This window comes from Nonomuraea sp. NPDC049158 (genome assembly GCF_040648335.1).
GTDB lineage: Bacteria > Actinomycetota > Actinomycetes > Streptosporangiales > Streptosporangiaceae > Nonomuraea.
In genome coordinates, this window is the sequence record NZ_JBEZDM010000003.1 from 291,314 (window position 1) to 317,953 (window position 26,640).

General features: G+C 69.1%; 21 protein-coding genes. 7 read left to right on the plus strand and 14 right to left on the minus strand.

Going from position 1 to position 26,640, the window contains the following annotated elements; translation table 11 throughout:
* Positions 1-2: 2 nt before the first annotated feature.
* From AB0B61_RS09020 to AB0B61_RS09050, 7 genes are all read right to left on the minus strand, one after another.
* Entirely contained in the window at positions 3-695 is a 693-nt protein-coding gene (locus AB0B61_RS09020; protein ID WP_358429827.1) for a hypothetical protein, read from the minus strand.
* Entirely contained in the window at positions 692-1,900 is a 1,209-nt protein-coding gene (locus AB0B61_RS09025; RefSeq protein WP_358429829.1) for an ATP-grasp domain-containing protein, read from the minus strand. The genes AB0B61_RS09020 and AB0B61_RS09025 overlap by 4 nt, the downstream gene beginning before the upstream one ends.
* A complete protein-coding gene (locus AB0B61_RS09030) occupies positions 1,897-2,928 on the minus strand; it encodes a glycosyltransferase family 2 protein (protein WP_358429831.1) in 1,032 nt (343 codons plus the stop codon). The genes AB0B61_RS09025 and AB0B61_RS09030 overlap by 4 nt, the downstream gene beginning before the upstream one ends.
* Positions 2,921-4,141 carry a hypothetical protein gene (locus AB0B61_RS09035; protein WP_358429833.1) on the minus strand — a complete coding sequence of 407 codons (1,221 nt, stop codon included), beginning with the start codon at positions 4,139-4,141 and terminating at the stop codon, positions 2,921-2,923. Before AB0B61_RS09035 ends, AB0B61_RS09030 begins: the two co-directional genes overlap by 8 nt.
* 121 nt (positions 4,142-4,262) lie before the next feature.
* Positions 4,263-4,625, minus strand: coding sequence for a nuclear transport factor 2 family protein (locus AB0B61_RS09040; RefSeq protein ID WP_358429835.1), 363 nt, complete (start codon positions 4,623-4,625; stop codon positions 4,263-4,265).
* Positions 4,626-5,630, minus strand: a complete 1,005-nt coding sequence (locus tag AB0B61_RS09045; protein ID WP_358429837.1) for a UDP-glucuronic acid decarboxylase family protein — start codon at positions 5,628-5,630, stop codon at positions 4,626-4,628.
* Between the two features lie 344 nt (positions 5,631-5,974).
* Positions 5,975-6,346 (minus strand): hypothetical protein, encoded by a 372-nt coding sequence (locus tag AB0B61_RS09050; RefSeq protein WP_358429839.1) that lies wholly within the window; start codon positions 6,344-6,346, stop codon positions 5,975-5,977.
* Positions 6,347-6,502: 156 nt separating this feature from the next.
* On the opposite strand from AB0B61_RS09050, the gene AB0B61_RS09055 reads away from it, so the two are divergent.
* The 3 genes from AB0B61_RS09055 to AB0B61_RS09065 are packed head-to-tail and all read left to right on the plus strand — an operon-like array spanning position 6,503 to position 8,599.
* A complete protein-coding gene (locus tag AB0B61_RS09055; RefSeq protein ID WP_358429841.1) occupies positions 6,503-7,012 on the plus strand; it encodes a SigE family RNA polymerase sigma factor in 510 nt (169 codons plus the stop codon).
* Entirely contained in the window at positions 7,005-8,180 is a 1,176-nt protein-coding gene (locus AB0B61_RS09060; protein ID WP_358429843.1) for a hypothetical protein, read from the plus strand. The genes AB0B61_RS09055 and AB0B61_RS09060 overlap by 8 nt, the downstream gene beginning before the upstream one ends.
* A gap of 17 nt (positions 8,181-8,197) precedes the next feature.
* Positions 8,198-8,599 carry a hypothetical protein gene (locus AB0B61_RS09065; protein ID WP_358429845.1) on the plus strand — a complete coding sequence of 134 codons (402 nt, stop codon included), beginning with the start codon at positions 8,198-8,200 and terminating at the stop codon, positions 8,597-8,599.
* Here AB0B61_RS09065 and AB0B61_RS09070 read toward each other — a convergent pair.
* From AB0B61_RS09070 to kstD, 3 genes are all read right to left on the minus strand, one after another.
* Positions 8,580-9,869, minus strand: a complete 1,290-nt coding sequence (locus AB0B61_RS09070; protein WP_358429847.1) for an MFS transporter — start codon at positions 9,867-9,869, stop codon at positions 8,580-8,582. The genes AB0B61_RS09065 and AB0B61_RS09070 overlap by 20 nt on opposite strands.
* A gap of 144 nt (positions 9,870-10,013) precedes the next feature.
* On the minus strand, positions 10,014-13,079 hold the full coding sequence (locus tag AB0B61_RS09075; protein ID WP_358429849.1) for an NACHT domain-containing protein: 3,066 nt from the start codon (positions 13,077-13,079) through the stop codon (positions 10,014-10,016).
* A 101-nt stretch (positions 13,080-13,180) separates the two neighbouring features.
* Complete coding sequence (kstD, locus tag AB0B61_RS09080) at positions 13,181-14,956, minus strand: 3-oxosteroid 1-dehydrogenase (protein ID WP_358429851.1); 1,776 nt, start codon at positions 14,954-14,956, stop codon at positions 13,181-13,183.
* A gap of 362 nt (positions 14,957-15,318) precedes the next feature.
* Here kstD and AB0B61_RS09085 point away from each other — a divergent pair, with 362 nt between their 5' ends.
* The gene (locus AB0B61_RS09085) at positions 15,319-16,461 is read left to right on the plus strand and encodes an Ig-like domain-containing protein (RefSeq protein WP_358429853.1); all 1,143 of its coding nucleotides are present in this window, start codon (positions 15,319-15,321) and stop codon (positions 16,459-16,461) included.
* Positions 16,462-16,562: 101 nt separating this feature from the next.
* On the opposite strand, the gene AB0B61_RS09090 is transcribed toward AB0B61_RS09085, so the two are convergent.
* Positions 16,563-17,975, minus strand: coding sequence for a glycoside hydrolase family 6 protein (locus tag AB0B61_RS09090; RefSeq protein ID WP_358429855.1), 1,413 nt, complete (start codon positions 17,973-17,975; stop codon positions 16,563-16,565).
* A 300-nt stretch (positions 17,976-18,275) separates the two neighbouring features.
* On the opposite strand from AB0B61_RS09090, the gene AB0B61_RS09095 reads away from it, so the two are divergent.
* Both AB0B61_RS09095 and AB0B61_RS09100 read left to right on the plus strand, forming a co-directional pair.
* Positions 18,276-19,619, plus strand: a complete 1,344-nt coding sequence (locus AB0B61_RS09095; protein WP_358429857.1) for a GH1 family beta-glucosidase — start codon at positions 18,276-18,278, stop codon at positions 19,617-19,619.
* Between the two features lie 139 nt (positions 19,620-19,758).
* Positions 19,759-21,099 (plus strand): MFS transporter, encoded by a 1,341-nt coding sequence (locus AB0B61_RS09100; protein ID WP_358429859.1) that lies wholly within the window; start codon positions 19,759-19,761, stop codon positions 21,097-21,099.
* On the opposite strand, the gene AB0B61_RS09105 is transcribed toward AB0B61_RS09100, so the two are convergent.
* From AB0B61_RS09105 to AB0B61_RS09115, 3 genes are all read right to left on the minus strand, one after another.
* Entirely contained in the window at positions 20,990-21,493 is a 504-nt protein-coding gene (locus tag AB0B61_RS09105; protein ID WP_358429861.1) for a hypothetical protein, read from the minus strand. The two genes, AB0B61_RS09100 and AB0B61_RS09105, sit on opposite strands and share 110 nt — an antisense overlap.
* 17 nt (positions 21,494-21,510) lie before the next feature.
* Positions 21,511-23,481 (minus strand): tetratricopeptide repeat protein, encoded by a 1,971-nt coding sequence (locus AB0B61_RS09110; RefSeq protein WP_358429863.1) that lies wholly within the window; start codon positions 23,479-23,481, stop codon positions 21,511-21,513.
* Positions 23,482-23,625: 144 nt separating this feature from the next.
* Positions 23,626-23,820, minus strand: a complete 195-nt coding sequence (locus AB0B61_RS09115; protein WP_358429865.1) for a hypothetical protein — start codon at positions 23,818-23,820, stop codon at positions 23,626-23,628.
* Between the two features lie 273 nt (positions 23,821-24,093).
* Between AB0B61_RS09115 and fxsT the strand changes: the two genes are divergently transcribed.
* Positions 24,094-26,628 carry an FxSxx-COOH system tetratricopeptide repeat protein gene (gene fxsT, locus AB0B61_RS09120; RefSeq protein ID WP_358430428.1) on the plus strand — a complete coding sequence of 845 codons (2,535 nt, stop codon included), beginning with the start codon at positions 24,094-24,096 and terminating at the stop codon, positions 26,626-26,628.
* Positions 26,629-26,640: the final 12 nt, after the last annotated feature.

Genomic DNA, 26,640 nt, shown 5'->3' on the forward strand with positions numbered 1-26,640 from the left:
CGCTACGCGCTCTCCGTGCGGGTCTGGAGCGCCTTCGGCGTGAGCCTGCGGCCCAGCGACTCCCACCAGCGCTGCGGGCTGAGGAAGATGACGAGCGCCAGCACCACGTGTACGGCGATGAAGGCGTACGCCTCGTACTTGGTCGGCGCGTGGCCGATGAACACGCTCATGTGCGTGGCCCACTCCCACACTTCGGGAATGGTGCTGTACGCGGGATCGACGTGGTTGTTGACCGTCAGGAACGCCAGATCCTCCAGGCCCGACAGCATCAGCAGCAGCATGCCGTAGCCGAGCCTGCGTACCGTCCCCGCCGCGCCGCCGCCCAGCCGGAACGCCAGGGCGAGCGAGACGATGATCAACGGGGTCAGGGTGAGGACGTGGTAGTAGAGGTCGTAGTACGCCTCTCTGGTGCCGGCCACCTCGGAGCCGAAGAAGAAGATCTTGGGCACGAAGTAGAGGAAGTACACCAGGAACGCCGCCGGGATCGCCAGCACGTGCAGCTTGAGACGCCTGGCCCACTCCACGTCGAGCCGGGATATGGCCTCCGTGGCGAGGACGAAGGGCAGCAGCTTCACCAGGAAGATCCACAGCGACTTCACCTGGCGGTCGTGCGGCAGCCCGAACCAGACGAACGCCGCCGCCAGGACGGCCAGCGCCGCGAAGATCAGGAAGCCGAGGTGCTTGCGGGGGATCATTCTGAACCTCTCGTATCAGGCTCGATCACGAACCGGAGGGTGCGCAGTGCTTCGTCCAATGCCGTTTCCAGCTGCTCACGCGTGTCGGCGACCATGACCAGGTAGCCGAGCTTGTGGCCGGCCTGCGTGTAGGCGCGTACGTGCTCGCCCACCGTCTTGAACACCTGGACGTCGACGACCTCGGGCATCCGCCGCAGGGCGTCCAGGCCCTCGATCGCGGTGAGCACCCCGTCGACGTCGGCGGCCAGGATGCGCAGCACGGCCGTTCTGTGCTGCGAGACGCTGATGCGCAGCGGCTCGCCCAGGGCCAGCCGGATGGCCGCCTCGACGGTGTTCAGCCCGAACGCGTGCTGGACCATCAGCGGCATGCCGTTGCCGCCCAGCCTGGCGCCCATCTCGATGAAGCAGATGTCGCCGCCGGGCGTGAGGACGAAGTCGAAGTTGACCGGCCCGTGCCGGTGGCCGACGGCCGCGCAGATCGCGGCGACCGCCGCGCTCAGCCGCGCGTGCACGTCGTCGTCCAGGTCGGCGGGCACGACGTGGGACAGGCTGATCATCGCCGGTGGTCCGGTGATGACGCGGTCGGTGACCGCCATGAAGGCGAGCTCGCCGTCGGCGAAGAAGGACTCCACGGCGCAGTGCCGCCCGGCCACCAGCTCCTCGACGATCACCTGCCGGGAGAAGGAGTACTTCCAGGCGTGCTCGATGGCGCCCACCAGCCCGGCGGGATCGTCGAGCACGGTGATGCCCTTGCTGCCCGAGGAGTCGGCCGGTTTGACGATCAGGGGGTAGCCCAGGCGGGCCGCCGCCTCGGTGAGCTCGTCGATGCTGTCGTGCTGGGCGTGGCGGTAGGTGGGCAGGCCAAGGCGGCCGACGACCTCGCGGAAGTACCCCTTGTCCACCGAGCAGCGCAGCGCGTCGGGGGCGGGCTGGTGGGCGGTGCGGTAGAGGCGGCTCAGCTCGGCGACCGCCTCCTGGGCGGCGTCGCTGGCCGGCGAGATGACCGCCGCCACGTCGATCGGGCCCAGCGCCTGGGCGATCCCCTCCGGATCCCGGCTGGTCATGCAGAGGAACTGGTCGGCCTCGGCCGCGCCCAGGGCGTCCGGGCGCTGGTCCACGCCGATCACCCGGTAGCCGAGCCGGCGGCCCTCGCGGTAGGCGGGGAGCTGGTCCTCGCCGCCGCCGAGCACGATGAGGTTTCTCACGTGACGTTCTCCCAGACCTCGGTGGCGACATAGGGGGTCTCGTAGCCGTACAGGGCCTCGTCCGCGCGGATCGGGATGTTGGCCTCCCTGATCTGATAGCGGGGCACGCCGATCGCCTGGACGCGCATCATCCGTACGAGATAGCGGGCGACCACCGCGAGCGTGACGAGCGTGACCAGGCCGGTGACCAGGCTGGCCTCCGCCAGCTCGGTCGGGCCGAACCGGCCGGCCAGCGCCAGCGCCAGGATCGCCACCCCGAGCACCACCACGGCGGTGGCCAGCGCGCTCAGCCAGACCAGCGGCCGGAAGGAGAACCCGACGAAGAGCTCGATCGCGTGGGCGGCCAGCTTGCGCAGGTTCCACTTGCCCTGGCCGTCCAGGCGCGGGCGATGCGAGGTGGGCAGCGTCGTGTAGCGGGCGCCGAGCAGCGGCGCGGTGGCGATGAAGTACGGCGTGGACAGCCGGCTGTCCACCACCTTGCGCGCCACGCTGGTCTTGACGATGCGGAACACCGACGCGCCGGGCGGCAGCTCGATGCCCAGCCAGCGGCGGGCGAACGTCTGGTGGCCGCGGGTGCCGAGCCGCCGGTACCAGGCGTCCTGCCGGTTCTCGCGGACCGCGAACACCACGTCGTAGCCCTCGAGTGCCTTGTCCACCAGGCGGTGCATCTCCTGGGGAGGCGACTGGAGATCGGCGTCGAACTGCACGGTCCACGGTTTCGAGGCGTACTTGAACCCGGCGGAGAAGGCCGCTTCCAGCCCGAAGTTGCGGGCGAAGGAGAGGTACTTCACCCGGGGGTCCTCGGCCGCGAAGCCCTTGATCGCCTCAAGGGTGCCGTCCGTGCTCCCGTCGTCGACGAAGAGCAGCTCGACGTCGTCGTAGGCGGCCAGCTCGGAGCGGATCTCCCGGTACGCCCGCTCGACGCAGGCGATCTCGTTGTAGCACGGGATCATGGCGGTGATGCCGAGCCGTGGGCGGTTCGCCGCCTTCGTGGCCGGTGGCTTCTCTCTCAAGGTGGAATCAGACATCCGCCGCGGCCCCTTTCTCTGGCGGCGCGGGATTCCCGGAGGGATCGAGCACCTTGACGAGCTTGATCTTGCCGTTGGGTTCGGGGGCGATCTCCTCGACCGGCAGGACAATGACCTCCTGGCCGGGTACCGCGCGCAGGACCGCGTCCCGGATCTCGGCCGTCACACCGGGACGGGCGTCATGGGCCAGCACCACCCGCACCTCAAGGGAGCCCGGCCGGTGCTGGACCAGCTGCATCCGGCTCACCTCGGGGAAGCTCTGCACGGGGAAGGTGATGAAGTCGCCGTAGTAGCGCCTGCCGTCGGCGCCGGCGATCCGGTCCTGGCTGCGGCCGATCACCTCCCGCACGATCGGGGTCCTGGCCACCCCGCACGGGCAGTCGTTCGGGACGATCCGGACCCGGTCGCCGAGCCGGTAGCGGATCAACGGCATCGCCTCGCTGTGCAGGCGGGTGATGAGGATGTCGCCTTCGCCGTCCTCCACCGAGACGCTCCCGTCCTCGTGCTCCACCTCCACCACCAGGTCGGACGAGCGCAGGTGCAGCGCCCCTCGCGGGCAGGTGCGGGCGATGGTGAAGACCTCGACGGAGGCGTACACCTCCCGGTGGGCCGCGCCGAAGTAGTCGAGGATCCGCGCCCGCGCGGTCGGCGACAGCCGCTCGCCGCCGAACAGCACGGTCCGTACGCCCCGATGCTGGACGCCGCGCCGCAGCAACTCGTCGACGACGCTGCGGATGACGTTGGGGAACCCGATCAGGAAGGTCGGCCGGGCCGCCAGGAACGCCGCCACCTGCTCATCCAGCGAGCGGCCCGTCGGGATGTGGAAGTTACGCAGGACGCCGAACCGCTCCAGAGGATGGCGCAGGAACGGATTGACCCGGAAGTAGGCGATCCGGTCGGTGGGGCGCAGCCCGTTGGACAGCATGTCCTGGAGGTAGGTCGCGCGCAGGTAGCCCAGATCCCGTTCGGAGTTGCGGATCGTGATCGGGATGCCGGAGGAGCCGCTGGTCGTGGCCGCTCGGGTGTTGTCCGGGGTGAAGCCGGTCGCGAGCAGGTCGTCGCCGGCCGTGCCGTGCAGGTCCGTACGGTCCAGCACGGGAAACTCGGCCAGGTCCCGCGCGCTCTGTAATCGCCGGACCAGCGCGGGGTCGAGCAGCCGCTGATAGTGAGGGACGTTGTCGTAGGCGTGGCGTACCAGGGTGCGTAACAGCATGGCCTGGAGCCGTAGTTGCGCGGCGTGGTCGAGGCGCTCCCGCCGCCGGATCCGGGCCAGATGATAGGCGACCGGCGCGAGATTGATCGTGGATCGAAGCCTGCTCAGGGGGCCACCTCGCTCAACTGAAGGTGTTCTGGTCGTGCACGAGCAGCCACTGTCCGTCGATCCTGGCGAAGTACAGCGTGAGGTAGTACGACTTCTCGTACGGCCGGCCTTCGGCATCCAGGTCGGCATAAGCGACGGACAGCACCGCCAATGCTGATTCGCCGTAGGTCTCCGTCCGGATGACCGTCGGCTGGAGCGACCAATCAGGATCGCCGAACCAGGCGGTATGGAACTCGCCGATCGCGTCCTTTCCGGTGAGCAGCTTTCCGTTGGGCAGAATCACCGTGGCGTCCTGGTGGACGGTGGCGATGAATCCGGCCAGGTCACGGGTTTCTATCGCGCGCAAATGCGCGGCGAGTGCCGGTGAGAATTCCATCTAGGACGCCGCGGCGGTGAGGCCGGCATGGCCGTTGACGCGGGCGGCGTCCGCGGCCCGCCATAATTGCGGGTGCCGCTGGAACCAGGCGATGGTGCGCCGCAGCCCCTCCTCGATCGGCGTCCGCGGCTCCCAGCCCAGCCGGGTCCTGGCCAGCGTGATGTCGGGGCGGCGCACGGTCGGGTCGTCCTGGGGCCGTGGCGTGAACTCGATCCCCGACGCCGAGCCGGTGAGCTGCTTGATCCACTCGGCCAGCGCGAGCACGGACAGCTCGTGCGGGTTGCCGATGTTGACCGGGCCGTCCAGGTCCGAGTTGCACAGCCGGACGATCCCCTCGATCAGGTCGTCCACGTAGCAGATGGACCTGGTCTGGGTGCCGTCACCGGCCACCGTGATCGGCTCGCCGAGCAGCGCCTGGCGGACGAAGGTGGGGATGGCCCGCCCGTCGAAGGGCCGCATCCGGGGGCCGAAGGTGTTGAAGATCCGCAGGATCGCCGTGTCCACGCCGTGGGCCCGGCGGAAGGCCATGGTCATCGCCTCGGCGAACCGCTTGGCCTCGTCGTAGACCCCGCGCGGGCCCACGGGGTTGACGTTGCCCCAGTAGCTCTCCGGCTGCGGGTGGACCAGCGGGTCGCCGTAGGTCTCCGAGGTCGAGGCGAGCACGAACCGCGCGCCCTTCTCCCTGGCCAGTTCGAGCGCGTTGAACGTGCCGTTGGAGCCGACGCGCAGCGTGTCGATCGGCAGCCGCAGGTAGTCCGTCGGCGAGGCGGGGGAGGCGAAGTGCAGGACGGCGTCCAGGTCACCGGGGACGACCAGGTGCAGCGACACATCAGCCCTGACCAGCCGGAACCGCTCCTCGGCCATGAGGTGCTCGACGTTGGCCGGCGACCCGGTGAGGAAGTTGTCCACGCAGACGACCTGATAACCATCGGCCAGGAACCGTTCGCACAGATGCGAACCGAGAAAACCGGCACCACCGGTAATGGCCACGGTGGGGCGCATCATAACAGCTTCTCGTGAAGTAGCCTGGTCAGAGCCCCCGAGCAGGACACGTTGTATTCCTCCAGCTTACTTACGCGGCGTAACGCCCGCTCTTTATTTCCGGTAATGCGTCGGGCCACGCTGCGTAAGATGTTTAATGCCCCCGCTTGCGATTTCGGGGCGATGCTATGTCGGCCTGCTCGCCAGCGTCAAGACATCTGTCATAGAGGAGTTTTCCGCCCGCCTCCATTCAGTAATCACTCGCTCGCGTTCTGGTCGATCCGTCCAGCGTTGGGGGCACACGGCTCCCGATGGCGGCGGCCTCATGGGGCGCCGCCATCGGGAGCGCCGTCAACCGGCCCGGCGGGTCACCGGCTGATGCTGGGCGTCTGCCACGTCGCCCCGGTGCTCATGTCGATCAGCTTCAGGAAGCAACTGCCCTGGGAGCCCACGGCGAAGGTGTAGGTGCGGGTCTCGCCGGCCGAGATGTAGAACGAGCCCTCGTCGCCGAACCAGCGCCCGTTAGCGCAGACGAGGTTGAAGTCCACGTGCGCCGTGCTGCCCGCGGTTTTCTGGTAGGAGGCGTCGTATCCGCGCGGGTCGATATTTACACACAAATATCCCACGCCCGTCGACGTGCACTGCGACCGGGCCTCGGCGGGCGCCCCGAAGGCCACCAGGCCGCCTGCCACGGCCAGTGCTGAAAGGGCGGCGATAATGGTGCGGCGGGCGAACGTCATTGCTCTCTCCTATTTCCTGGTCGGGATCTATGGCACGGAATTTAGCAGCTCCCGGGCGTGTGTACTTTCCTTTTATCGGAGGCCCGCGAATTGTGGTGGAAAAAGAAAATCGAGGAGGGATGCAACGTTCGGCCTCCCTTGTGTGTCCTGGTAACCGTGGAGGATCCGCAGGACGACGAGAGGTCGTTCGAATCATTCGTGGCCGCTCGGCTGGCGGCGCTGTACCGCTACGCCATGGTCCTGACCCGCGACCGTCACGACGCCGAGGACCTGGTGCAGGAGGCGCTGACCAGGACGGGGGTGCACTGGCGCAGGATCGTCCGCAAGGACGACCCGGAGGGCTACGTCCGCACGGCGATGCTGCGCATCATGACCAACCGCTGGCGGCGCCCCCGGCGGGAGGTCGCCGTGGCCGAGCCGCCCGAGCCCGCCGTGGAGGACAGCGGACTGGAAGGTCTGCTCGCCGACGCGAGTCTCAGGGGGCGGCTGGCCGAACTGCCTCCGCGCATGCGCGCGGTCCTCGTCCTGCGCTACGTCGAGGAGCGCAGCGAGAAGGAGATCGCCCGCCTGCTGGGCTGCAGCACCGGCACCGTCAAGAGTCAGGCGTCACGGGCGCTGGCGAAGCTGCGCACCGCTCTCGATACTCAGGAGGTCGATCATGGATGACGTGGAGTCGCGGCTCGGCGACGTGCTGGGCGACCCCGGCCGGACGGATCCGCCCGAGGGCCTCGCCGACCGCGTCCACCGGGGCGTCGCGGTCAGGCGGAGCCGGCGCCGGGCTCTGGCGTACGCCGCGGCGGCGTGCGCGGTCGTGCTGGCGGTGGGCGTACCGGTGGTGTGGCGGCAGATCGGGGGAGGAGACCAGACGGTCGCCAACTCCGTCGACGGGCTAGAAGACCTGGTCGACATGCCTGGTTCGGTCGCCTTGCCGAAGGAGACCAAGGACGTCGGCGACTTCTTTCCCGAGGCGCTGGGCGAGGACGGGTCCGTGCTGGGCAGGTCGGACAAGGCGAAGAAGCTGTGGGAGACGGGACCGGAAGGTGGTCCGCTGCGCCCGCTGAAGGAGGACGCGGGCGCGACACCGGCCACCGGATCGGGTATCCGCGTATGGCCGGGGGCCAATATCGTCGCCCCGCTCTACTGCCAGGACCAGAACGGCACCACACCGGTCATGCCGTTGAACCTGGTCGGATCGCCGTTCTGGGTCAGCGGAGGGACGATCGTCGGCAGCGACCCGCAGATGCGGCCGTGGACGGCCAAGGGCTGCACCCAGGGAGCCCCGGTGTCCGGCGTCTCCGGCGAGGCGGTCGCGTTCTCCTATCCCGATCTGTTCGTGGCCGACCCCTTCGACCCCAAGGGCCTGCGCCAGGTGAACGTCGAATCGGGGGAGGTGGCTGCCCAGCACCCGCTGCCCGAGGGGGTGAACATCCGGACGGCCGGTGAGGACCGGGGGCAGCTCTGGCTGGCCGCTGCCAACCGTGACACGTTCGCCTGGGTCGCCGACGGCGTGCTCAGAACGGCGGACCGCGCCGACTGGCAGGTCACCGAGGGCCCGCGTGTCGGCCGGGCGATGGAGCTCAACTGGGGCGGGACCGCGATCCCGGCGAACGGAAGATCTCAAGCCACGTATGCCCAGCTGGGCGCGCACCTTACCGCGGGTGACCGGCTCATCGTGTACACCGGGCACGGCGAGGACGAAGGCCCCGGCTGGCGGTCCGTGGTCTACGACCCGCGCAGCGGCCAGTCGTTCGAGTTCCAGGGTGTGGCGTACGCGGCCGGCGACTGGCTCCTGTGGAACGACGGCGGCACCTATCGCCTGGCGCGGGTCCGTTGATCAGACGCCCTTGGGTGATGATCGTGCTCGTGGCGCTCCCCACGGCCGTCAACCTGGCGGACGACGGGCTCACCTGGATCTGGACCCGATCCCTGCCAGGGCCCCTGCTCCACGCGATCGCGTGGGCCGGGCTGCTGGACGCGTGGCTGCTGCTCGACCTCCTCGCCGCCGTCGGCGTGCTGGGTGGCGCCGCCGTCATGGCGGTGGCCGCCCGGCGCCCGGCGGTCGCCGTCACACTGCTCGGCCTGGTCGCGGCGGTCAGCCTCGCCGCCGTCCCGATCGGGCCCGAGGGATGTCCGTCGCTCTGGTACGGCCTGGCGTACGCGGCGGCACTGGCGACGCTCCTCAGCCGGCCTGGCGTACGTGGCGGCGCTGGTGAGGCTCCTCAGCCGGCCTCGGTCAGCACTGGTCGAGGTTGATGCCCTTCGTCTCGCGCGCCGTCAGGAAGACCACCAGGCTGATCAGGCACAGCCCCGCGAGATACCAGGGGAACCAGCTCGCGTGGCCGCTGTCCGTCAGCCGCTCGACGAGGTGCGGTGACGTGCCGCCGAACACCGCCACGGTCAGCGAATAGGGCATCCCCAGGCCGACCGAGCGCACCTGCGTGGGGAACAGCTCCGCCATGGCGGTCGGCGCGACGGAGGCGTAGCAGCCGAACAGCAGCAGCCCGACGGTCATCACGATCACCAGCGACTCGGGCGTCGAGTTCAGCAGCGTGAACAGCGGCACGATGAGCACCACAAAGCCCGCGGCGAAGGCGCACAGTAACGGCTTGCGCCCGATCCGGTCGGACAGGGCGCCGTACAGGGGCAGGACCATGATCATGGCGGACTGCGCGATCACCGACGCCCACAGCGCCGACTCCGTCGGCATGCCGAAGTTGTCCTGTACGTAACTGGGCAGGTAGACGAGGAAGGTGTAGTAGACGACCGTCGCGCCGACGGTGAAACCGACCACGCGCAGTCCGCTGACCGGATGCCTGCGGAGCACCTCCCAGGTGGGGCGGCGCACTCTGAGGTCCCGTCCGGCCAGGTAGGGGCCGGTTTCGTGCAAGGTACGCCGCAGCTGGAGGCCGTAGACCCCGAACACGGCGCCGATCGCGAACGGCACGCGCCACCCCCATGCGGCCAGGCCGGATTCGCCCAGGACGCTGAAGAGCAGCTCCGCCAGCAAGGTGGCGGTCAAGGGGCCGAGCGTGCCGGTGACGTACGCGAAGCTGGAGTAGAACCCCCGGCGGCCGGGCGGGGCGATCTCGGCCAGATAGGTGGCGGCGGCGGCCATCTCCCCGCCCGTGGACAGCCCCTGCACAATCCTCGCCACCAGCAACAATGCCGGTGCCAGCAGCCCGATCTCCGCGTAGGTGGGGCACACCGCCAGGATCAGGCTGCCGCCCGAGACCAGGAGCACGGCCAGCGTCATGCCGCCGCGCCGGCCGAACCGGTCGGTGTAGCTGCCGAGCAGGATGCCGCCGAGGGGACGGAAGAGGAAGCCGATCGCGAAGATCATCATGGTTTTGACCTGGGCGAGCGCCGGATCGTCCGCGGGGAAGAACTGGCCGGCGAAGAATACGGAGAAGATCGCGTACGCGTTCCAGTCGAACCATTCCAGTGCGTGGCCGATCGTGGCCGCGACGAGGCCGCGGCGCGACATCGGGCGAAAATGGCCGGCGGGCACGGTGGAATGGCGCATTGCGCCAGTATCACGCGCGACGTGGCCTTTCTGGGAGGGAACCGGGATCTGTGCGGGGATCGCCGGGATAATAGGGCGGCCGGGAAAAGCGACATTCTGCGATTTATGATGACAATATTGGTTATTATGTGTGACACATATTGGTCATACGGTTGCGACAATAATGGTCTCCGTGGGTGGCAGTCCTCCGTTGGAGCGTTGTTCGAGAAGGGTGATCCCGGCCGCGAGTTCGCGGTAGGCGACGGCGAGCTCGTTGGCGCCGCGGGTGGCGGCCTCGGCGGCCAGACAGAGGGCCGCCAGCCGCAGCGTCGTCGCGGTGCCGGAGGTGAGCCGCTCGCGGCGGGTGAACACCGGCACGGCCGCCTCGCGCAGCCCGTCCGCGATCCGGTGCGCCCACGGCGCCGGGGTGCTCGCGTCGAGTGGCCCGAGGATGTTCCTGAGTGCCTCGTCCGCCGTGTGCAGCCTGCTCATCAGCGTGTCCGGCGGCACGACGTACGAGCCGGCCGGGAGGCTGGTCTGCTTGACGAACGCCCGGGCGAACTGGGCCGGCCAGTCGGCGGGGGCCGTGTCCAGACGCAGGACCCGCGCCAGGGCGTGTGACAGCGCGCGTCCCATGACCCGGTCGAGAGCCCGGTCGAAGGCGTGATCGAGGTCGAGCGCGTGGTCGAGCACGAGGTCGGGATCGACCACGACGTCCAGGGCGTCGGCCGCCGTCCATCCACCACCGGGGTCTGTGGTCCGGGCGCGGGTGAAGGACGCGGCCAGGGTGTCCGCCATGACGCGGGCGCGGTCACGTTCGCGGTCGAGGCATTGGCTGAGCGCGCGAAGGTCGGCCTCCATCTGGTCGAGGCCGGCCGGATGGGCGAGGCCGAAGGCGTCGTCGATCCCGCGTACGTGGCTGATGGTCCGGCTCAGGTCGAAGGCGTGGTCGAGCACGTGGTCGAGCGCCGGGTCGAAGACGGGAACGAGGTCGAGACCGCGGCGCAGCACGCGGACCCCCACGATGGCGCGCAGCAGGAGCAGGCGGACGAAGGTCGGCATGGAGTGACGGACGTCATCGTTGACGTGCCGGATCAGCGTGGCGGCGTCCACGACGTAGGGCTGCCCGCCGTCGGGAGGCGTCCACAACCGGGGAGCGCGGTGATCGCCGGGTTCGCTCCAGACGCTCAGCGACGGCGGCGCCCCGGGGTTGAGCGAGCGCCGCACCACGGGATTCTCGATCTCGTCGAGGGTCGGCAGCCGGTAGACGGGCTCGTTGCCGGTGACTCCGTTGACCCAGTGGACGAAGGCCGCCGCCTCACCCGCGCGTACCCCCGTGATCGGGTGGTCGCCGCACGGCCCGTACGCGATGGGCTCGACCCCGGCAGGGCCGTCCGGCTCCGGCGCCCGCGTGTCCAGCACGTACAGCCAGTAGATGCCCGCGGTGATCGGGCGGGCGCAGACGCGTCCGCCGGCGCCGGTCCTGGTCAGGTGGCGCAGATGGCGGGCGACCAGGACGCCGGCCATGAGCCGGCGGCGCTCGGGGTCGGCGTCCGGGGTGAAGGCGGAGCCCAGGAGCCGGTCGAGCCGCCCACGCAGGGCGGGGTCGAGCTCGCTGCCCTCCTCGGCGCAGTCGAAGGCCAGGGACAGCGCGGTGACGGTGCCCGAGGACAGGCAGGCCGCCACGATCGGGTCGGCGTCGGAGCGGGCGGCGTACAGGAGGGTCGTCTCCCGCCACCACACGTCGTCGACGGCGGCGACCAGGACGTCGGGCCGGCCCTTGTCACGGATGTGCGCGGCGGCCAGGTACTCCTGAAAGGTGTGGTGGGCGAAGGAGTAGAGGTCGCTCTCGCGCTCGATGAGCAGGCCGTTCGACCGGACGTCGCACAGGAACTCCTCCGCGGTCAGCCTCGTCGCCATGCGGCGCAGGGCCGGCCGGATCTCGGCCAGCACGGCGGTGCTCGGCAGGTCGCGGACCCCGCGCTGCATCATCGCGTGCGCGACCCGGCGCAGCAGCACCTCCTTCTTGTCGCCGCTCAGCTCGAGCGGGATCTTCTTGGCCTTCTGCCGCCGCCAGAGCATCACCTGGCAGATCTCGCTGTAGAGGCGCTCGCGGCTCTCCGGCAGGGCGCCCGGGTGCCGATGAACGTTGGCGATCATCGTCAGCAGCAGCGGGTTGATCGTCAGTTCGTACAGCTCGGGGGTGTGGTTGAGCCGGTCGAGCAGGTCGTCGGCGGCGGCCTCGGCGAGCCGCCGCGCGTCCTCGCCCGCCTCGCCGTGCTTCTCGACGGCGGCGTACCAGCCCCGGACGAACCGGTTGACCTGCTCGTCGGTGAAACCGCACACCTGGAGGACCGTCGCGCCGTCGACCCGGGCCGAGAGGTAGCCCCGCGGCCGTGAGGTGATCGCGTAGTCGTTCTTGGGGTAGCGCCTGATCTGGGTCTCCGCCCAGTCGGCGACGCTCCTGCGGTCGTCCTGGCCGGCGATCTCGTCCAGGCCGTCGAGCATGACGACGCACTCGCCGTCGCGCAGCTTCTCCTCGAACCAGCCGGTCGGCTCCTTGACGCCCGGCTCCACCGTGTTCCGTACGAGTCGCGGCAGCGTGACCGCCGGGTCGGCGACGATCTCGGCGGCGTGGTCGCGCAGGTAGAGCAGGATCGGCACGCTACGCCGCCGTCCCCGCCCGGCCCGGCAGATCTGCTGGGCGGTGTGGCGCAGCAGAGTGCTCTTCCCGCTGCCCGGAACGCCGACGATCGCCAGCACCACGGGCCGCCGCCGGTCGAGGAAGTCGCCGATCGAATGGCGGTCGGTCACCTCGGCAGGCAGTTGGGCGAGCACGTCCTGGCGTACGTCACGCGGCGCCCGATAGGCCAGGCTCACGTCGACGAAGACCTCGTCCAGCTCGGGGGTGTAGTAGCCGATGGTCGGCAGCCCCTTGAGATCGATGTAGCGGAGGCTGCCCAGCAGGGACTCCCGGTAGCGCTTGTCGAAGCGGGAGACGCGCCGCCCCACGGCCCGGTCGAGGCTGTCGACGATCCGCTGCCGCCAGCGCTCCACCACCTGTCCGGCGATCTGCCCGGCGAAGAGCGCGAGCGCGAGCAGGCCCTCATAGAGCGCGAGCAGGATGCCGGTGACCACCGGGTCGTCCCAGATCCGCGTCCCCCACGCGGCCACCGCCACCGACGGGGGAACGATGGCCGCCAGGAGCCACCTGACGAGCTTGCCGAGCATCCGCCCATCGTTCACCGGCGACGGCGGTCACGTCCGGATATCTACGGAAGGTGATCAGAATCTATCCCCGTGTGACTGCCTGGCGGCCGAAGGCGTCTGACTCAGATGTCGTTCGCCGCCACGTAGCCGAAGGTCATGGCCGGTCCGATGGTCGAGCCGGCGCCGGCGTAGCTGTGTCCCATGACGGCGCCGCTGGCGTTGCCGGCCGCGTACAGACCGGGAATGACCGAGCCGTCCGCCCGGAGCACCCGCGCCCGCGCGTCCGTACGCATCCCGCCCTTGGTGCCCAGGTCGCCTGGGACGATCTTGAACGCGTAGAAGGGCGCCAGCCACAGGGGTGCCAGGCAGGGGTTGGGCTTGACGACGGGGTCGGCGTAGTAGCGGTCATAGACACTGTCGCCACGATGGAAGTCGGTGTCCTTGCCGCTCGCCGCGAAGCCGTTGAACCGGGTGACCGTGCCGCGCAGCGTCGCCGCCGGGACGCCGATCTTCTGCGCCAGCTGCTCTATCGTCCACGCCTGGAAGGCGGCGCCGCTGTCGTACCAGGACTGGGGGAAGGGCAGTAGCGGCGCGATGTCCTTGAACAGGTAGCGGTTGCGGTAGTTCTGGTCGACGATCAGCCAGGCGGGGATGTGCGGTGACGCCGCCGTGTTGCGGTCGTACATGACGTGCACCACGTCGCTGTACGGCGCCGCCTCGTTGACGAAGCGCTCGCCCTTGCCGTTGACCAGGATGCAGCCGGGCAGCGTGCGTTCGGCCAGGCAGAAGTACGGCTCGCCGGGCAGCGGGATCGCCGGTCCCCACCACGCGTCGTCCATCAGGTCCAGCGCGGCCCCGGCGCGTTCGCCCGCCTCGATGCCGTCGCCGGTGTTCTCCTTGGCGCCGACCGTCCAGCCGGTCCCGATGGGCTGCCGCTGGAACTCCGCGCGCATCGCCGCGCTGTGCTCGAACCCGCCCGAACCGACGATGACCCCGCGGCGGGCCTTGATCAGCGTCTGTACGCCGTTCCGCGTCACGACCACGCCGGTGACGCGGCCGCCTTCGACGCGCAGGTCGAGCAGCGGGGTGTTCAGCCATACCGGTACGTTCGCCGCGAGCAGTCCGGCGCGCAGGCTCGCCGCCAGGGACTGGCCCATGGTGAGCGGCTTCTCGCCGCGCAGCGCGGCCGCCGTGCCTCTGGCCAGGCACGCGGCGCTCACTTCCAGGCCCTTCGGGTTGACCAGGGTGAGGTTCAGCCACTTGTAGTCGGCGCTGAAGACGACCAGGCCGGCCGGGGTGGGGATGTAGGGCGGGTTCAGGTGGGCGAGCTCGGCGCCGAGGATGTGCCCGTCGATCTGGTCGGGCTCGATGGAGCGGCCGTTCGGCATGCCGCCGGGGTACTCCGGATAGTAGTCGGCGTAGCCCTCCATCCACCGGAACCGCAGCGGGCTGTTCCGCATCACGAACGAGATCATGGCCGGGCCGTTCGCCAGGAAGGCCTGCTGCCGCGCTTGGGGCACGGTGTCGCCGACGACGCGGGAGAGATACTGGGCGGCCTTGGCCGGGGTGTCCGGGACTCCGGCGGCCAGGATCACCTCGTTGTTCGGGATCCAGATCCCGGCGCCGGACCGGGCCGCCGACCCGCCGAACGTCGGCGCCTTCTCGACCACCACGCACTGCAGGCCGCGCTTGGCCGCGGTGAGCGCGGCGGTCATCCCGGCCGCGCCCGATCCGACGACCACCACGTCGTACTCGAGGTCGGCGGCGTACGCGGGTGCGCGGCCCAGGGCCGCTTCGGTCATGAGGACGCCGCCGGCGATGGCGGCGCCGCGCAGCAGGGTGCGGCGGCTGGGTCCTTCCGCAGGGGTTGCGGGCGTTGCGGGCGTCGAATCGGCCATGGTGGATCGGATCCCTTCAACGTGCGTGCGCTGCGGGCAGCACAGGTGGTCGGAGGAACAACCGTGGTGGCACCTCGCGCCGGTGCGACGCTACGGAAGAGCTGGGGGGTGTGGCCCCCGTCACAGCATGAAGCATGCGCTTGGTTGGGAACGCCTGTCAACAGATGTGCGGGAGTGACGATCATCCGCCCTCGGGATCTTGGGGGAGGCGCATGATCCCCCCGGCTAAGGGCAAAAGCCCTACGGTCCATAGGTAAAGCCGATTAGAGTGAAATTTGACTACTTGTCAGGCACGGGAGGCATCAAGGATGCGGAACGGCCAGGCCGGCGCAACGATATTGACCAGTACCCTCGCCCTGGCGGTGGTCCTGACAGCCGGATGCACCTCCAGTGGCGGCGCGCGTACACCTGGCGCCGCTCCCCAGACGACGCAGGGCCCGGTGGCGAAGGTGGCGATCACCCCCGCGGACGGCACCACGAAGGTCACTCCGGACACCGGGGTCAGCGTCAAGGTCACCGACGGCAAGGTCACCCGGCTGGCCGTCGCCGACTCCAAGGGCCGTGAGGTGAGCGGCGCCGTGGGCACCGACGGAACCTGGCATCCCAAGTGGCCGCTGCGCCCCTCGACGGCGTACACGGTCAGCGCCCAGGCCACCGGCACGGACGGCAAGGAGGTCACGACCCAGGCGAAGTTCACCACGCTGAAGCCGAAGCGCGCGCTGGAGAGCGGCATGTCGCCGCTGGACGGCGAGAAGGTCGGCGTGGGCATGCCCGTCCAGCTCCTGCTGTCGCGGTCGGTGACCGGCAAGGAGGAACGGGCCGCGATCGAGCGGGCTCTGGTGGTCGAGATGTCCGAGCCGGTCGAGGGCGCCTGGAGCTGGGTGAGCGACCGGGAGGTCCAGTTCCGGCCGCGTGAATACTGGCCGACCGGAGAGAAGGTCAAGGTCGTCGCGCACCTGGCCGGCGTACGGGCGGGCGAGGGGGTGTGGGGCACCAAGGACCGCAGCCTGAGCTTCACCGTCGGTGCCAAGCACATCACCAAGGTGAACGCCCGCACGCACGAGGCGGAGGTGAGCGACGGGGACAAGGTCGTCAAGACCATCCCGGTCAGCCTGGGCAGACCGGGCGACGACAGCTATTCGGGCACCATGATCGCCCAGGAGAAGGCCGCGGACATCATCATGGACTCCGCGACCACCGGTCACCCGGGCGAATACCGCATCCCCACGAAGTGGAACGTCCGGATGACCTACAGCGGCACCTTCTTCCACGCCGCCCCCTGGTCGACCGGCGCGCAGGGCAACTCCAACGTCAGCCACGGCTGCGTCAACGCCAGCCCGGCCAACGCCCGCTGGTTCTTCGAGTTCACCCAGCGGGGCGACATCATCCAGGTCAGCGGTACCTCACGGAAGCTGCGGTTCGGCAACGGCCCGACGCCGTGGGCGAAGTCCTGGGACGACTGGCTGGCCGGCAGCGCGCTGGGCAAGCCCGTCAACGGCAGGTAGTCGTATCGGTCCGGCGCCACGTGAACCCCGGCCCGCCGTGGCCGGCCGGGGCACGTCGCCCTCCAGAGCTGCTTCGGAGCTGTTTCGGGCCTATTTAACGGCTACGAGGTGCCGTTGATCAGGGCCATGGCCAGCTTGGCGCTGAAGGTGCCGGCCGGGATGCCCTGGCCCAGGTTGCAGCTGCCGTCGGAGTCACCCGGGACCTTGACCCAGAAGACGTACTCGGCGCCGCTCGTCTGCTTGGCGGGCACGCTGCCCAGCTTGCGTCCGGGCGGGTTGCACCAGTTGTCCACGCCCGTCCAAGGGCCGTTGCCGTTGCGGCTGGTGTCGATCACATACTTCTTGGCGCCGACGGTCCCGGACAGGTAGCCGTTGACCGCGACGGCGTAGCTCTCGGAGTTGGCGGTGGTGATGTAGTTGGACACGTTCACGGAGAAGCCGCGCGTGTTGGCGATGCCCGACTTGACCAGCAGCGGAGCCATGTCGGCGGCCGGAATCCAGGTGGCGTTGCCCGCGTCGAGGTAGACCCAGGCGTTCGGCGCCTGGGCGCGCAGCACCTGGGTCGCGTCCAGCAGCATCTTGTACTGGTCTTCCGGATCCTTGCCGATCTGGGTCACACAGCCGGCGGCGGCGACGGCGTCGGGCTCCAGCACGACGATCGCGTGCCTGCTGCCGATCGCCTTGGCGAACTCGGTGATCCAGGCGTGATAAGCGGCCGCGTCGCTCGCGCCGCCGTTTGACTGGTTCGCGCACGCGTCGCGGTTCGGGATGTTGTACGCCACCAGCATCGGCAGCTTGTCCGCGGCCTGGGCGGCGCCGACATAGGTGTCCACGGCCAGCGTGAGGTCGGTGAACCAGCCGCCGAACCACTCGAAGATCGGCTTGTTGCCGATGTTCGAGCCGATGGCCTGCCCCTCGCTCGTGTTCTGGTGGGTGGCGGCGTACTGGGCGGGGTGCGACTGGTCCCAGACGTACAGGGCCGTCGGCCGGGTCGTCTGCGTCTCCATCAGCGAGACGTTGTCGAAGCGGACCGCCGGGGTGCCGCCGGACCCGCCGAGCTGGAAGGTCACCTCGGCGGCCGTGTTGGTGGCGGAGGCGGCCACGAACGGGATGCTGTAGCGCCTGCTGCCCGTGGTGAGCTGGACGGGCGCGGCCAGCGACTGGTTGGAGCTGGGCGTCGCCACGTACTGCACGGTCGTGGTGGCCTTGAAGGCCGTCGTGGAGTACGCGTCGAAGGAGAGCGTGTAGCTCTTGCCCGCGTTCAGGGCGGTCGTGGTCGGACTGGTCACCATGGCGTCCCACGGGTTGGCGACGACGGACGTCACGTTCACCCGCATACGGCCGGACTCGGCCGTGACCGTTGTCTGGCCGATCGTCTGCCAAGGGGCCGTCGAGCTGGTGAAGGCGCCGTTGCCGATCAGCTGGGCGGCGGCCGAGGCGGGCGGTGGTACGGCCAGGACGGCGGCCACGACCGCGGTTAAGGCTGCGGCGGCTTTTGCTGCGATAAATCGCACTAAATCACCTTTCAGTGGGGGCGCCTGGGGGAGCGTCGGCGTGATCATTACTGACCACCCTAGATACGGTCAAGGGATTAGGTAGTGGTAAATATCCATCCCATGGGCCCTCTTCTCTCCGGGACTGGTGATGGTCTACCGTTTATGGGAGCGCTCCCAGGCAGTTGAGGCACCGATCGGCACAGGTCAGGTGTGGCCCAGCGGCCGATGCGGGCGGGACGATCGAGCTGGTGGTCACGACCTTTAGCGGAGTCCGCCGCCGGATCAGCTCGGCGGCATCATGGAGAGGGCCGTCAAGGCATGAGTTTTCTCTGGGGCGCGGCGACGTCCAGCTATCAGATCGAGGGCGCGTTCGCGGAGGACGGCCGGGGGACGTCCATCTGGGACACCTTCTGCCGCGTCCCCGGCAAGGTGCGCGACGCCGAGAACGGTGACGTGGCCTGCGACCACTACCACCGTTACGCCGCCGACGTGCGGCTGATGGCGGAGCTGGGGTTGCGGGCGTACCGGTTCTCCGTCGCGTGGCCGCGGATCGTGCCGGAGCGCGGGGTGGTCAACCAGAAGGGCCTCGACTTCTACCGCCGCCTGGTGGACACGCTGCTGGAGCATGGCATCACCCCGTGGCCGACGCTCTATCACTGGGACCTGCCGCAGTACTTGGAGGACGCGGGCGGGTGGCCCAACCGGGACACGGCCTATCGGTTCGCGGAATATGCCGACATCGTGCATACGGCGTTGCGTGATCGGGTGGCGAACTGGACGACGTTGAACGAGCCGTGGTGCGCCGGCCTGCTCGGGTACGCCAACGGGGAGCATGCGCCGGGGCGTCAGGAGCCGTCGGAGGCCGTCAAGGCGGTGCACCACCTCCTGCTGGGCCACGGCCTAGCCATCCCCATCTTGTCCGGAAATATCGGCATCACGTTGAACATGTCGTACGTGACGCCCGCCACAGAGTCGGCGGCGGACACGGACGCCGCCCGCCGGATAGACGGCATCCAGAACCGGCTGTTCATCGACCCGGTGCTGCGCGGCGCCTACCCCGAGGACGTCGTCCGCGACCTGGCGCCCCACAGCGATTTCTCCCACGTCCTGGACGGGGACCTGGCGCTCATCTCCCGGAAGATCGACATGCTCGGGGTCAACTACTATTCCCCCGCCCTGGTGGCGGCCGGCGAACCCGTACCCTCCGGCAGCACGCCGTGGATCGGCGCGGAGCACGTCCGCTGGGTGGACGGCGGCCGCAAGCGCACCACGATGAACTGGGAGATCGACGAGAACGGCCTGCTGCGACTCCTCCAGCGGCTGCACCAGGACTACCCGGCCCTCGACCTCTACATCACCGAGAACGGCGCGGCCTTCGCCGACGAGGTGAGCGAGGACGGCGCGGTGCACGACCCGGACCGCGTCGACTACCTGGAACGCCACATCAACGCCTGCGCCGAGGCGGTGAACGGCGGCGTCCCGCTCAAGGGCTACTTCGCCTGGTCGCTGCTGGACAACTTCGAGTGGGCTCACGGGTACGGGCAGCGGTTCGGCATCGTCCATGTGGACTTCGCCACCCAGAAGCGCACCCCGAAGGACTCCGCCCTCTGGTACGCCGCCCGCATCCGCAAGGGCGACCTGGGCACCAGCTTTCCCCTCTAGAGAACCTCTCTTTCCGGTGCGGAGTGTAGATTACGAACCCTGTTGTATTCCGTTAAACCTGGTGGTTCTTTCGCCAGTGCAATGACCATTCCGTGGCCTTTGTCGCTTGTTGTCCGGTCACCAGGGAGTAGCAATAGAGGTGGCCGACAGTACTGAGGGCGAACCGTCCATCAGGCGTCCCGTCTCCAGCTGGCAGCGGGACTTCAATCTCCTGTGGAGCGGTTCGGCGATTTCGCAGATCGGCCTCATGAACGCCACCATGGCCGCTCCGCTCCTGGCTCTGTCCCTGAGTGGTTCGCCGGTGTTCGCGGGCTGGGTCACGGCCGCGGCGACGCTGCCGCGGCTTCTGCTGCACCTGCCGGTCGGCGCGCTGGTCGACCGTTCGGACCGGCGCCGAGTCATGATCGTCAGTCTGGTCGTACGAGCCGCGCTGGCCGCGCTGCTCACGGCGAGTGTGCTCGTGTTCGGCGGCCTGCCGTACCTGCCGTCCCTACTGGTGATGTTCGTGGTCGCGCAGGGCGTCTGTGCCGTCTTTTACAGCACGGCGGAGACGACTGTCATCCCGCGGCTCGTCCCGGGTGTTCACCGGCCGCGGGCGATGGGCAAGAACGAGGCCCGCATCCACGTGGCCGGGCTGTTGGGCCGCCCGCTAGGCGGGCTGCTGTTCGACGCATTCCGTTGGCTACCGTTCGCGGCTGACATGCTTGCCTCCCTCGTATCAGTCCTCGCGGTTTTCAGAATGGATAAACATCGGCTCAAACCGCCCACGGCGGATACACCGCTGCGGCTCGCGCAGCTGGCCGGCGAGCTTTGGGAGGGCCTGGCCTTTCTGCGCAAGGACGGATTCCTGCCGCACGTGGTGTTCGTCTGCACGCTGGCGAACTTCCTCTTCCAGACCCTGGCCCTGGTGCTGGTGCTGGTCCTCCACCAATTGCGCCTGTCGAGCCTGATGATCGGCTGCGTGGTCGCCGCCACCGGGCTCGGCGGGGTGCTGGGGTCATTCACGGCGCCCCGGCTGCTGTGCAGGCTGACGCCGGAGCGGGCGATCGTCAGGTGCGTCTGGGCGTGGCCGTTGCTGAGCCTGCTCCTCGCGGTGACCGACCACGACTCGGCGGTCTATGTCACGTTGCTGCTGCCGCTGGCCTGGGGCGGGATCGGGTTCGTGGGCGCGCACGTCAACGTCGCCCTCTCTCTGTACCAGGCCGAGCACGTGCCAGAACACATGCTGGGCAGGGTCACCGGCGTCAGCCGCTTTTTCTCGGGAGGCGCCGTGCCGCTGGGCGGGCTGGCGAGCGGTTACTTCGTCTCCGGTCTCGGCACCCAGCTGGCCGCCGTCGTCGTGGCCGTGCTCGTCGGGCTCCTCGCCGGGGTCATGGCTTGGGGAAGATGTCGTCGCTCAGCGCGCGCAGGCTCTCCTGAAGATCCACCTCGACCTTCTCCGCCGCGGCCATCGGGCTCCCTACAGACCGTGCATAACTGAACGCCTCGCTGGCGGCGTCACTCAGCTCCTTGATCTTCCGGTGCCGCTCCGGCGGGCACAGAGGCCACAACCGCTCGATCGCCACCTTCGCCGCCAGATATTCCGTCCGCACCAGACGGAGCTGGGCAGGCAGGTCCTCGCCGTCGAGGCGTGCGTTCCTGCTGCTGCGCATGTCGAGGGAGATGCCCACGGTGAGCCCGAGCTGCAGGACGGCCGTCTGCGCGTCCGCGAACGCCGTACGCAGTTCGCGGGCGCTTGCGTCCTCCCGCTCCGCCGCCCGAAGCTCCCTCGCGGCCACGCGCGCGTGGCGGGCTCTGGTCCGCTCCGTCACCACCGACCAGGCGGCTCCGGACAGGGCGGCCAGAACCGCACTGCTCCCGGTGATGAGCGCCACCAAGGCCGTGTCCGGGATCAGGAGTCCTCCAGCAGGCGTTCAGCGATCCTGAGCTGGTCCTGTGGGAGTGGCGGATGCTGCGCCGACTTCGCCCGGTCGATCAGCCGAGCCGCCCCGGTGATGTCCCCGATGAGCTTACGGGCCCGGGCGGCGCTCAGGAGCAGGGGCCCGCTGTCCTCGGTATCGGTCACGGCGCCGTCGAGCTCCCTGCTCGCCGCTTCGGTACGTGACAGGGTGGCCAGCGCCAGCGCGCGGGCCACCCGGGTGGACGGCTGGGGCCAGCGGCTGCGGGACTGCTCGATGTCCCGCAACGCCGACTCCGCGTCGCCGAGATGGGCCAGAATCTCGCCCCGCGTCCGCCGCGCCTCCGGGGCGTCTCCCTCACGATCGAGCACGCCGCTCAGCACGGAGAGGGCTGCCCGGGGCTGGTCCGCTTCCCACAGCGCCTGCCCGAAGCTGGTCTGCACGAGGGGGTCGTGGGGGACGCGGCTGACGGCGGCGCGCAGCTCCTCGATCGCCGTGCTCTGCCTGCCCTGGGCGAGCGCGATCCGGCCGACCGCCGCCAGCAGCCAGCCGACCGCTGTGCTGTCGTGAAGAGCCTCGTAGACGCTGGCCGCACTGTGGTAGCGCGTGATCGCCTCATCCAGCAGCCCCTGCTCGTAGGCGAGGTTGCCCAGTAGCGACTCGATCTCGGCCCGTGTCCGCATCGCCTCCGGCGGGCAGACGCGTGCGGCCTCCTTCGCGAGCCTGTGGGCCCGGCCGGGCTCTCCTTCGAAGTCTGCCTGTAAGGCGGCGCGCAGGAGGGGGGCCGAGCCCGCCGGAGGAGGTGGCCACTGTCCGGCATCGAGCCGGCGGAGCGGGCCCAGCAGCCGTCGCTGGCGGGGCGCGTGCATGCGCAGGCCGTTCTGGTGGGGAGCCCTGATCAGGTGCCGGTCCTCCAGAGCGTGCACCACCGTGGCGGTGACCTTCGCGGGCGACCAGGCCCCCCTGCCGCCCTCGAAGAGGACTGCCCGCCGTAACCAGGCGTGCAGGCGGCTCGGCGACAGCTCGTGGTCCGCCGCGACCGCCGCGAGCATCCGCGCGCAGAAGTCGCCCAGGGCTCGATCGACCTCAATGTCCAGCTCCGCGGCGGCGAATCGCTCGAAGGCCGGGGGATCCCCCCACAGGTAGGCCCCGACCACCTGCAGAAGAAGGGGGTCGATCGCGAACGTCCGCTCCCGCGCCTTGCCGGTTTCGTCCCTGATCGTACGGAGCTCGTCGAGCATCCCCTTGGCCTGGTCCGGAGCGGACCGGTTGCCCGTGGCCTCCGAAGACAGGCGGATCACCTCGGCGGCGGTCTCCGGTGTGAAGGGACGCAGGCAGAACTCCGCGTACGCGTGCCCTCCGAAACCCTTCACCACGCGCAGCAACTCGTCCAGGTAATCGGTGCGCACGGACAGGAGCAGACGCAGGTTCGGCCGCTCGTCCAGCGTCTCGAAGAGTTCGTCCAGGAAGCGGCACCTGTGGTGCTCGTTCGTGGCCGCCTGCCGCAGGAACGTCTCGACCTGGTCGATGGCGGCCAGTGTCGGCTCGGGTGCGCCGTGCCGGTCGGTGCCTCCCCGTTTTCGCAGGAAGTCGTCGACGGACAGACCCGCGATGCGCGAGGGCGGCTCGTCCGTCCCCCACGACGAGAGCAGGGCGAGCACGTACGGATTGTGGTCGGGCAGGGCCGGGGTGGGCCACACGCGGGAGGACGAGGCGCGGCCGATCGGCAGCACGCGCTCGTTCGCCGATCGCAGCGCGGGGATGATGCCCGCTCGCAGCAACGACGTCTTGCCCGCGGCGGCGTCGGAATGCAGGATCGTCAGCCGATTGTGCCGCCACATATCGGTCAGTTCGGCGATCTCTTCGGTCCGCCCGAAAAACAGCGCCTCGTCGCGGGCGTCGAAAGGCCGGGCTCCGACGAAGGGGCCGTGTCGCGGATGGTGAGCCTCGGAGATTGCAGTCATGGGTGAGACCTTGATCGAGGAGAATTGTGACGCCGTGCCCCTCAAGGGTGCTGCAATAATACGGCATCCCCATCCGATGGAAAGCTCTTCGGGATCGCCGAAATCGGAGTGGAGGCGCTTATCCTCGCCGACCTCCGCACCCGATCACGATGACTTCGCGCGCGGCGGCGCCGTGCTGCTGTCGAATCGCGCGAATACCTCTTCTTCCCCTTGGCCGGGCTCGAGCAACTCGCGCAACGCCTGAGCGAAGACAGAGTCGCCGAGTCCTTCCAGGCTGGGGTGGGAGAGCATGGACAGGTCGATGACATCGATCTGACGGCTGGCAACCTTCGGCTGCATGTGCACTCCCTCATAGGCTGTGATCCCCCGCGCGCGAGGCGCACTCAACAGGGAAATATCACATTTTCAGCTAAACGCATACCCTCCATATTGTTTCGCATTTATTGCCGTGCCGTATCCGCGGAAAAGGCGAACCGATAACGATCCACTTCTGCGAGCCCTATCCGCCCGCCATCCTGGCGACTATCGTCTTTACCTACCTCTTGCCTGACATTGCCATATAGCTTTTCGCGATTCGCATACGAGCCCAGCGGATGGAGGGCGGAACACGTGATGGAATCACAGCTGCCCGGCACATGGCCGACCACGGGTGGCTTTCCCACAGTGTGGAACGTCCCTCCGCGCAACAGGAACTTCACCGGACGCGAAGCACTCCTCAGTAGGCTCCGAAGCGGCATCGGCGAACAGGTCACCGCGATGGTGCCGCACGCCCTGCACGGTCTGGGCGGTGTCGGCAAGACCCAGATGGCCATCGAGTACGCTTACCGGTTCCGTGATAGCTATGACGTGGTCTGGTACATTCCCGCGGACCAGCCCGGCCTGGTGCGATCGACGCTGGCCCGACTCGCCCCGCAACTGGGAGTGGCCCCGGCGACCACAACGGGCATCGAGGAAGCCGCCAACTCCGTCCTGGAGGCGTTGCGTCGCGGCGAGCCGTACTCCCGATGGCTGCTGATCTTCGACAACGCCGACGAGCCGGAGGACCTCAGCGAGATCGTTCCCCCAGGGCCGGGGCACGTTCTCATCACCTCCCGCAACCATCGCTGGGAAAGCGTCGTCGACACGGTCGCCGTCGATGTGTTCCCACGGGCCGAGAGCGTGGAGTTCTTCAAGAAGCGCATGCGTCGGCCGATCGCCGAAAAGGATGCCGACCAGCTGGCCGAAGCGCTCGGCGACCTCCCGCTGGCGCTGGAGCAGTCGGCCGCTCTGCAGGCCGAGACGGGCATGTCGGCCGATGAGTATCTGCGCCTGCTCGCGGAGCGGACGACGAGCCTGTTGAGCGAGGGCAAGCCGACGGAGTACCCGCTTTCCATGACGGCCGCGTGGGGACTATCCGTGACCAAGCTCAGGGAACACCTGCCCGAAGCCATGGAGTTGCTCCGCTGCTGCGCGACCTTCGGGCCCGAGCCCATCCCGCGGGCGGTCTTCCGCCCGGTCGAAGGCCCGGTGCGCCCGGAGATCGCACATCTCCTGGCCGACCCCATCCGGTTGAGCAAGGCCATCAGCAGGCTGGGCAAATACGCCCTGGTACGGATCGACTCCGGGACAGCGGGGGAGCGTACGCTGCAGGTCCACCGGCTGATCCAGGCGCTGCTGCGTGAGGAGCTCACTTCCGAGACCCGGCACGAGATCCAGTCCGAGGTCCACTCCCTGCTCGTCGGAGCGGCTCCGAAGGGTCCCGACGATCCCGCGAACTGGTCGGTTTACGAAGGGCTACTGGCCCATGTGGGGCCGGCTCGGGTGGCGGTGAGCCGCCGGGAGGACGTACGCGATTTCGCACTCGACGTCCTGACCTACCTGAGCGCTTCCGGCAACCACCAGGCGACGCAGAGCCATGTCGAGACGTTCCTGCGGCAGTGGACCGCCGACTCCGGGCCTGAAGACCCGCACGTGCTCCGCGCGCAGCGGGCGCGGGGTGACCTGCTGCGCAGTCTGGGCCGGTACAACGACGCTTTCGAGCTCAATTCGGCCACGCTGGTCACCATGCGGCGCACGATGGGCAACGAGCACCGTGACACTCTGGCTCTTCTCAACGGCCTAGGCGCCGACCTGCGGGCGCGGGGATTGTTCCTTGACGCGCGCGACCATGACGCCGACTCCGTGCGGTTGCACAAGTCGGTGCTCGGGGATGGCCACGTGCTCACGCTCCGTGCCATCAACAACCTGGCGATCGATTACGGCCTCACCAGCGACTACCGAGGGTCGAGGGCGCTGCTGGACGAGGCGCTCAGGACGGCGCAGCTGCCGGGCCAGGGCGTGAGCCGGGGCACTGTGCTGAATCTGTGGACCGGCCTGGGCCGGGCGGTCCGGCAGTGCGGCGACTATGTCGAGGCCTGCGACGTGGGGGAGGACGCGCTGGCCTACGGCCGTGAGCTGCTGGACCCCGACCACCCTCGTATTCTGCTCACGCAGAAGGACCTCGCCATCGCCCAGCTCCGGTCGGGAGAGCTCGACGACGCCCTCGAACTGGCCAGAGACGTGCACGCGCGCTACGTGCGCGTCTACGATCTCGACCATCCGGGCACGCTCGCCGCCGCCACCAGCCTGTCGAACTGCCTGCGCCACAATGGTCATCTGGAGGAGGCGCTCGTCCTGGCCTCCGACACCATGGAGCGTAACCCCAACATGTACGGGGCGGAGCACCCGTACAACTATGGCTGCGTCAGCAACGTGGCGCTCCTGCACCGCGTGCTCGGCCGGCCGCAGGCCGCGCGGGAGTTGAACGAGCAGGCGCTGGAGGGGCTCGAAAGGAGGCTGGGCCGGGACCACCACTATGCCCTGACCGTGGCCATCAACCTCGCCAGCGATCTCGCCGCACTCGGCGACATCAAGGCGGCCTGCACGCTCGGCAAGGACACCCACCACCGGCTGAGCAGGCTGCTCGGTGACCGTCACCCCACGACCTTGGCCGCCGCCGCCAACCTGGCCGCCGACCTGGCCGCGGCCGGGCATCAAGAGGAGTCCCAGGCCCTTTTCGAGGAGACGATGAGGCTCTTCGCCGAGACGCTGGGGCCGGAGCACCGGGACGCGCAGGTGGCCGGCGAAGGCCGGCACCTCGACTGCGACTTCGACCCGCCGCCGATCTAGCCGATCCGCCGC

Bases quoted from the DNA above. Each gene is read 5' to 3' on its own strand.
- kstD (WP_358429851.1), bottom strand. From the start codon at position 14,956: ATGGCCGATTCGACGCCCGCAACGCCCGCAACCCCTGCGGAAGGACCC.
- AB0B61_RS09070 (WP_358429847.1), bottom strand. From the start codon at position 9,869: ATGCGCCATTCCACCGTGCCCGCCGGCCATTTTCGCCCGATGTCGCGC.
- AB0B61_RS09050 (WP_358429839.1), bottom strand. From the start codon at position 6,346: ATGACGTTCGCCCGCCGCACCATTATCGCCGCCCTTTCAGCACTGGCC.
- AB0B61_RS09110 (WP_358429863.1), bottom strand. From the start codon at position 23,481: ATGACTGCAATCTCCGAGGCTCACCATCCGCGACACGGCCCCTTCGTC.
- fxsT (WP_358430428.1), top strand. From the start codon at position 24,094: ATGGAATCACAGCTGCCCGGCACATGGCCGACCACGGGTGGCTTTCCC.
- AB0B61_RS09020 (WP_358429827.1), bottom strand. From the start codon at position 695: ATGATCCCCCGCAAGCACCTCGGCTTCCTGATCTTCGCGGCGCTGGCC.
- AB0B61_RS09040 (WP_358429835.1), bottom strand. From the start codon at position 4,625: ATGGAATTCTCACCGGCACTCGCCGCGCATTTGCGCGCGATAGAAACC.
- AB0B61_RS09030 (WP_358429831.1), bottom strand. From the start codon at position 2,928: ATGTCTGATTCCACCTTGAGAGAGAAGCCACCGGCCACGAAGGCGGCG.
- AB0B61_RS09060 (WP_358429843.1), top strand. From the start codon at position 7,005: ATGGATGACGTGGAGTCGCGGCTCGGCGACGTGCTGGGCGACCCCGGC.
- AB0B61_RS09045 (WP_358429837.1), bottom strand. From the start codon at position 5,630: ATGATGCGCCCCACCGTGGCCATTACCGGTGGTGCCGGTTTTCTCGGT.
- AB0B61_RS09095 (WP_358429857.1), top strand. From the start codon at position 18,276: ATGAGTTTTCTCTGGGGCGCGGCGACGTCCAGCTATCAGATCGAGGGC.
- AB0B61_RS09075 (WP_358429849.1), bottom strand. From the start codon at position 13,079: ATGCTCGGCAAGCTCGTCAGGTGGCTCCTGGCGGCCATCGTTCCCCCG.
- AB0B61_RS09035 (WP_358429833.1), bottom strand. From the start codon at position 4,141: ATGCTGTTACGCACCCTGGTACGCCACGCCTACGACAACGTCCCTCAC.
- AB0B61_RS09065 (WP_358429845.1), top strand. From the start codon at position 8,198: ATGATCGTGCTCGTGGCGCTCCCCACGGCCGTCAACCTGGCGGACGAC.
- AB0B61_RS09115 (WP_358429865.1), bottom strand. From the start codon at position 23,820: ATGCAGCCGAAGGTTGCCAGCCGTCAGATCGATGTCATCGACCTGTCC.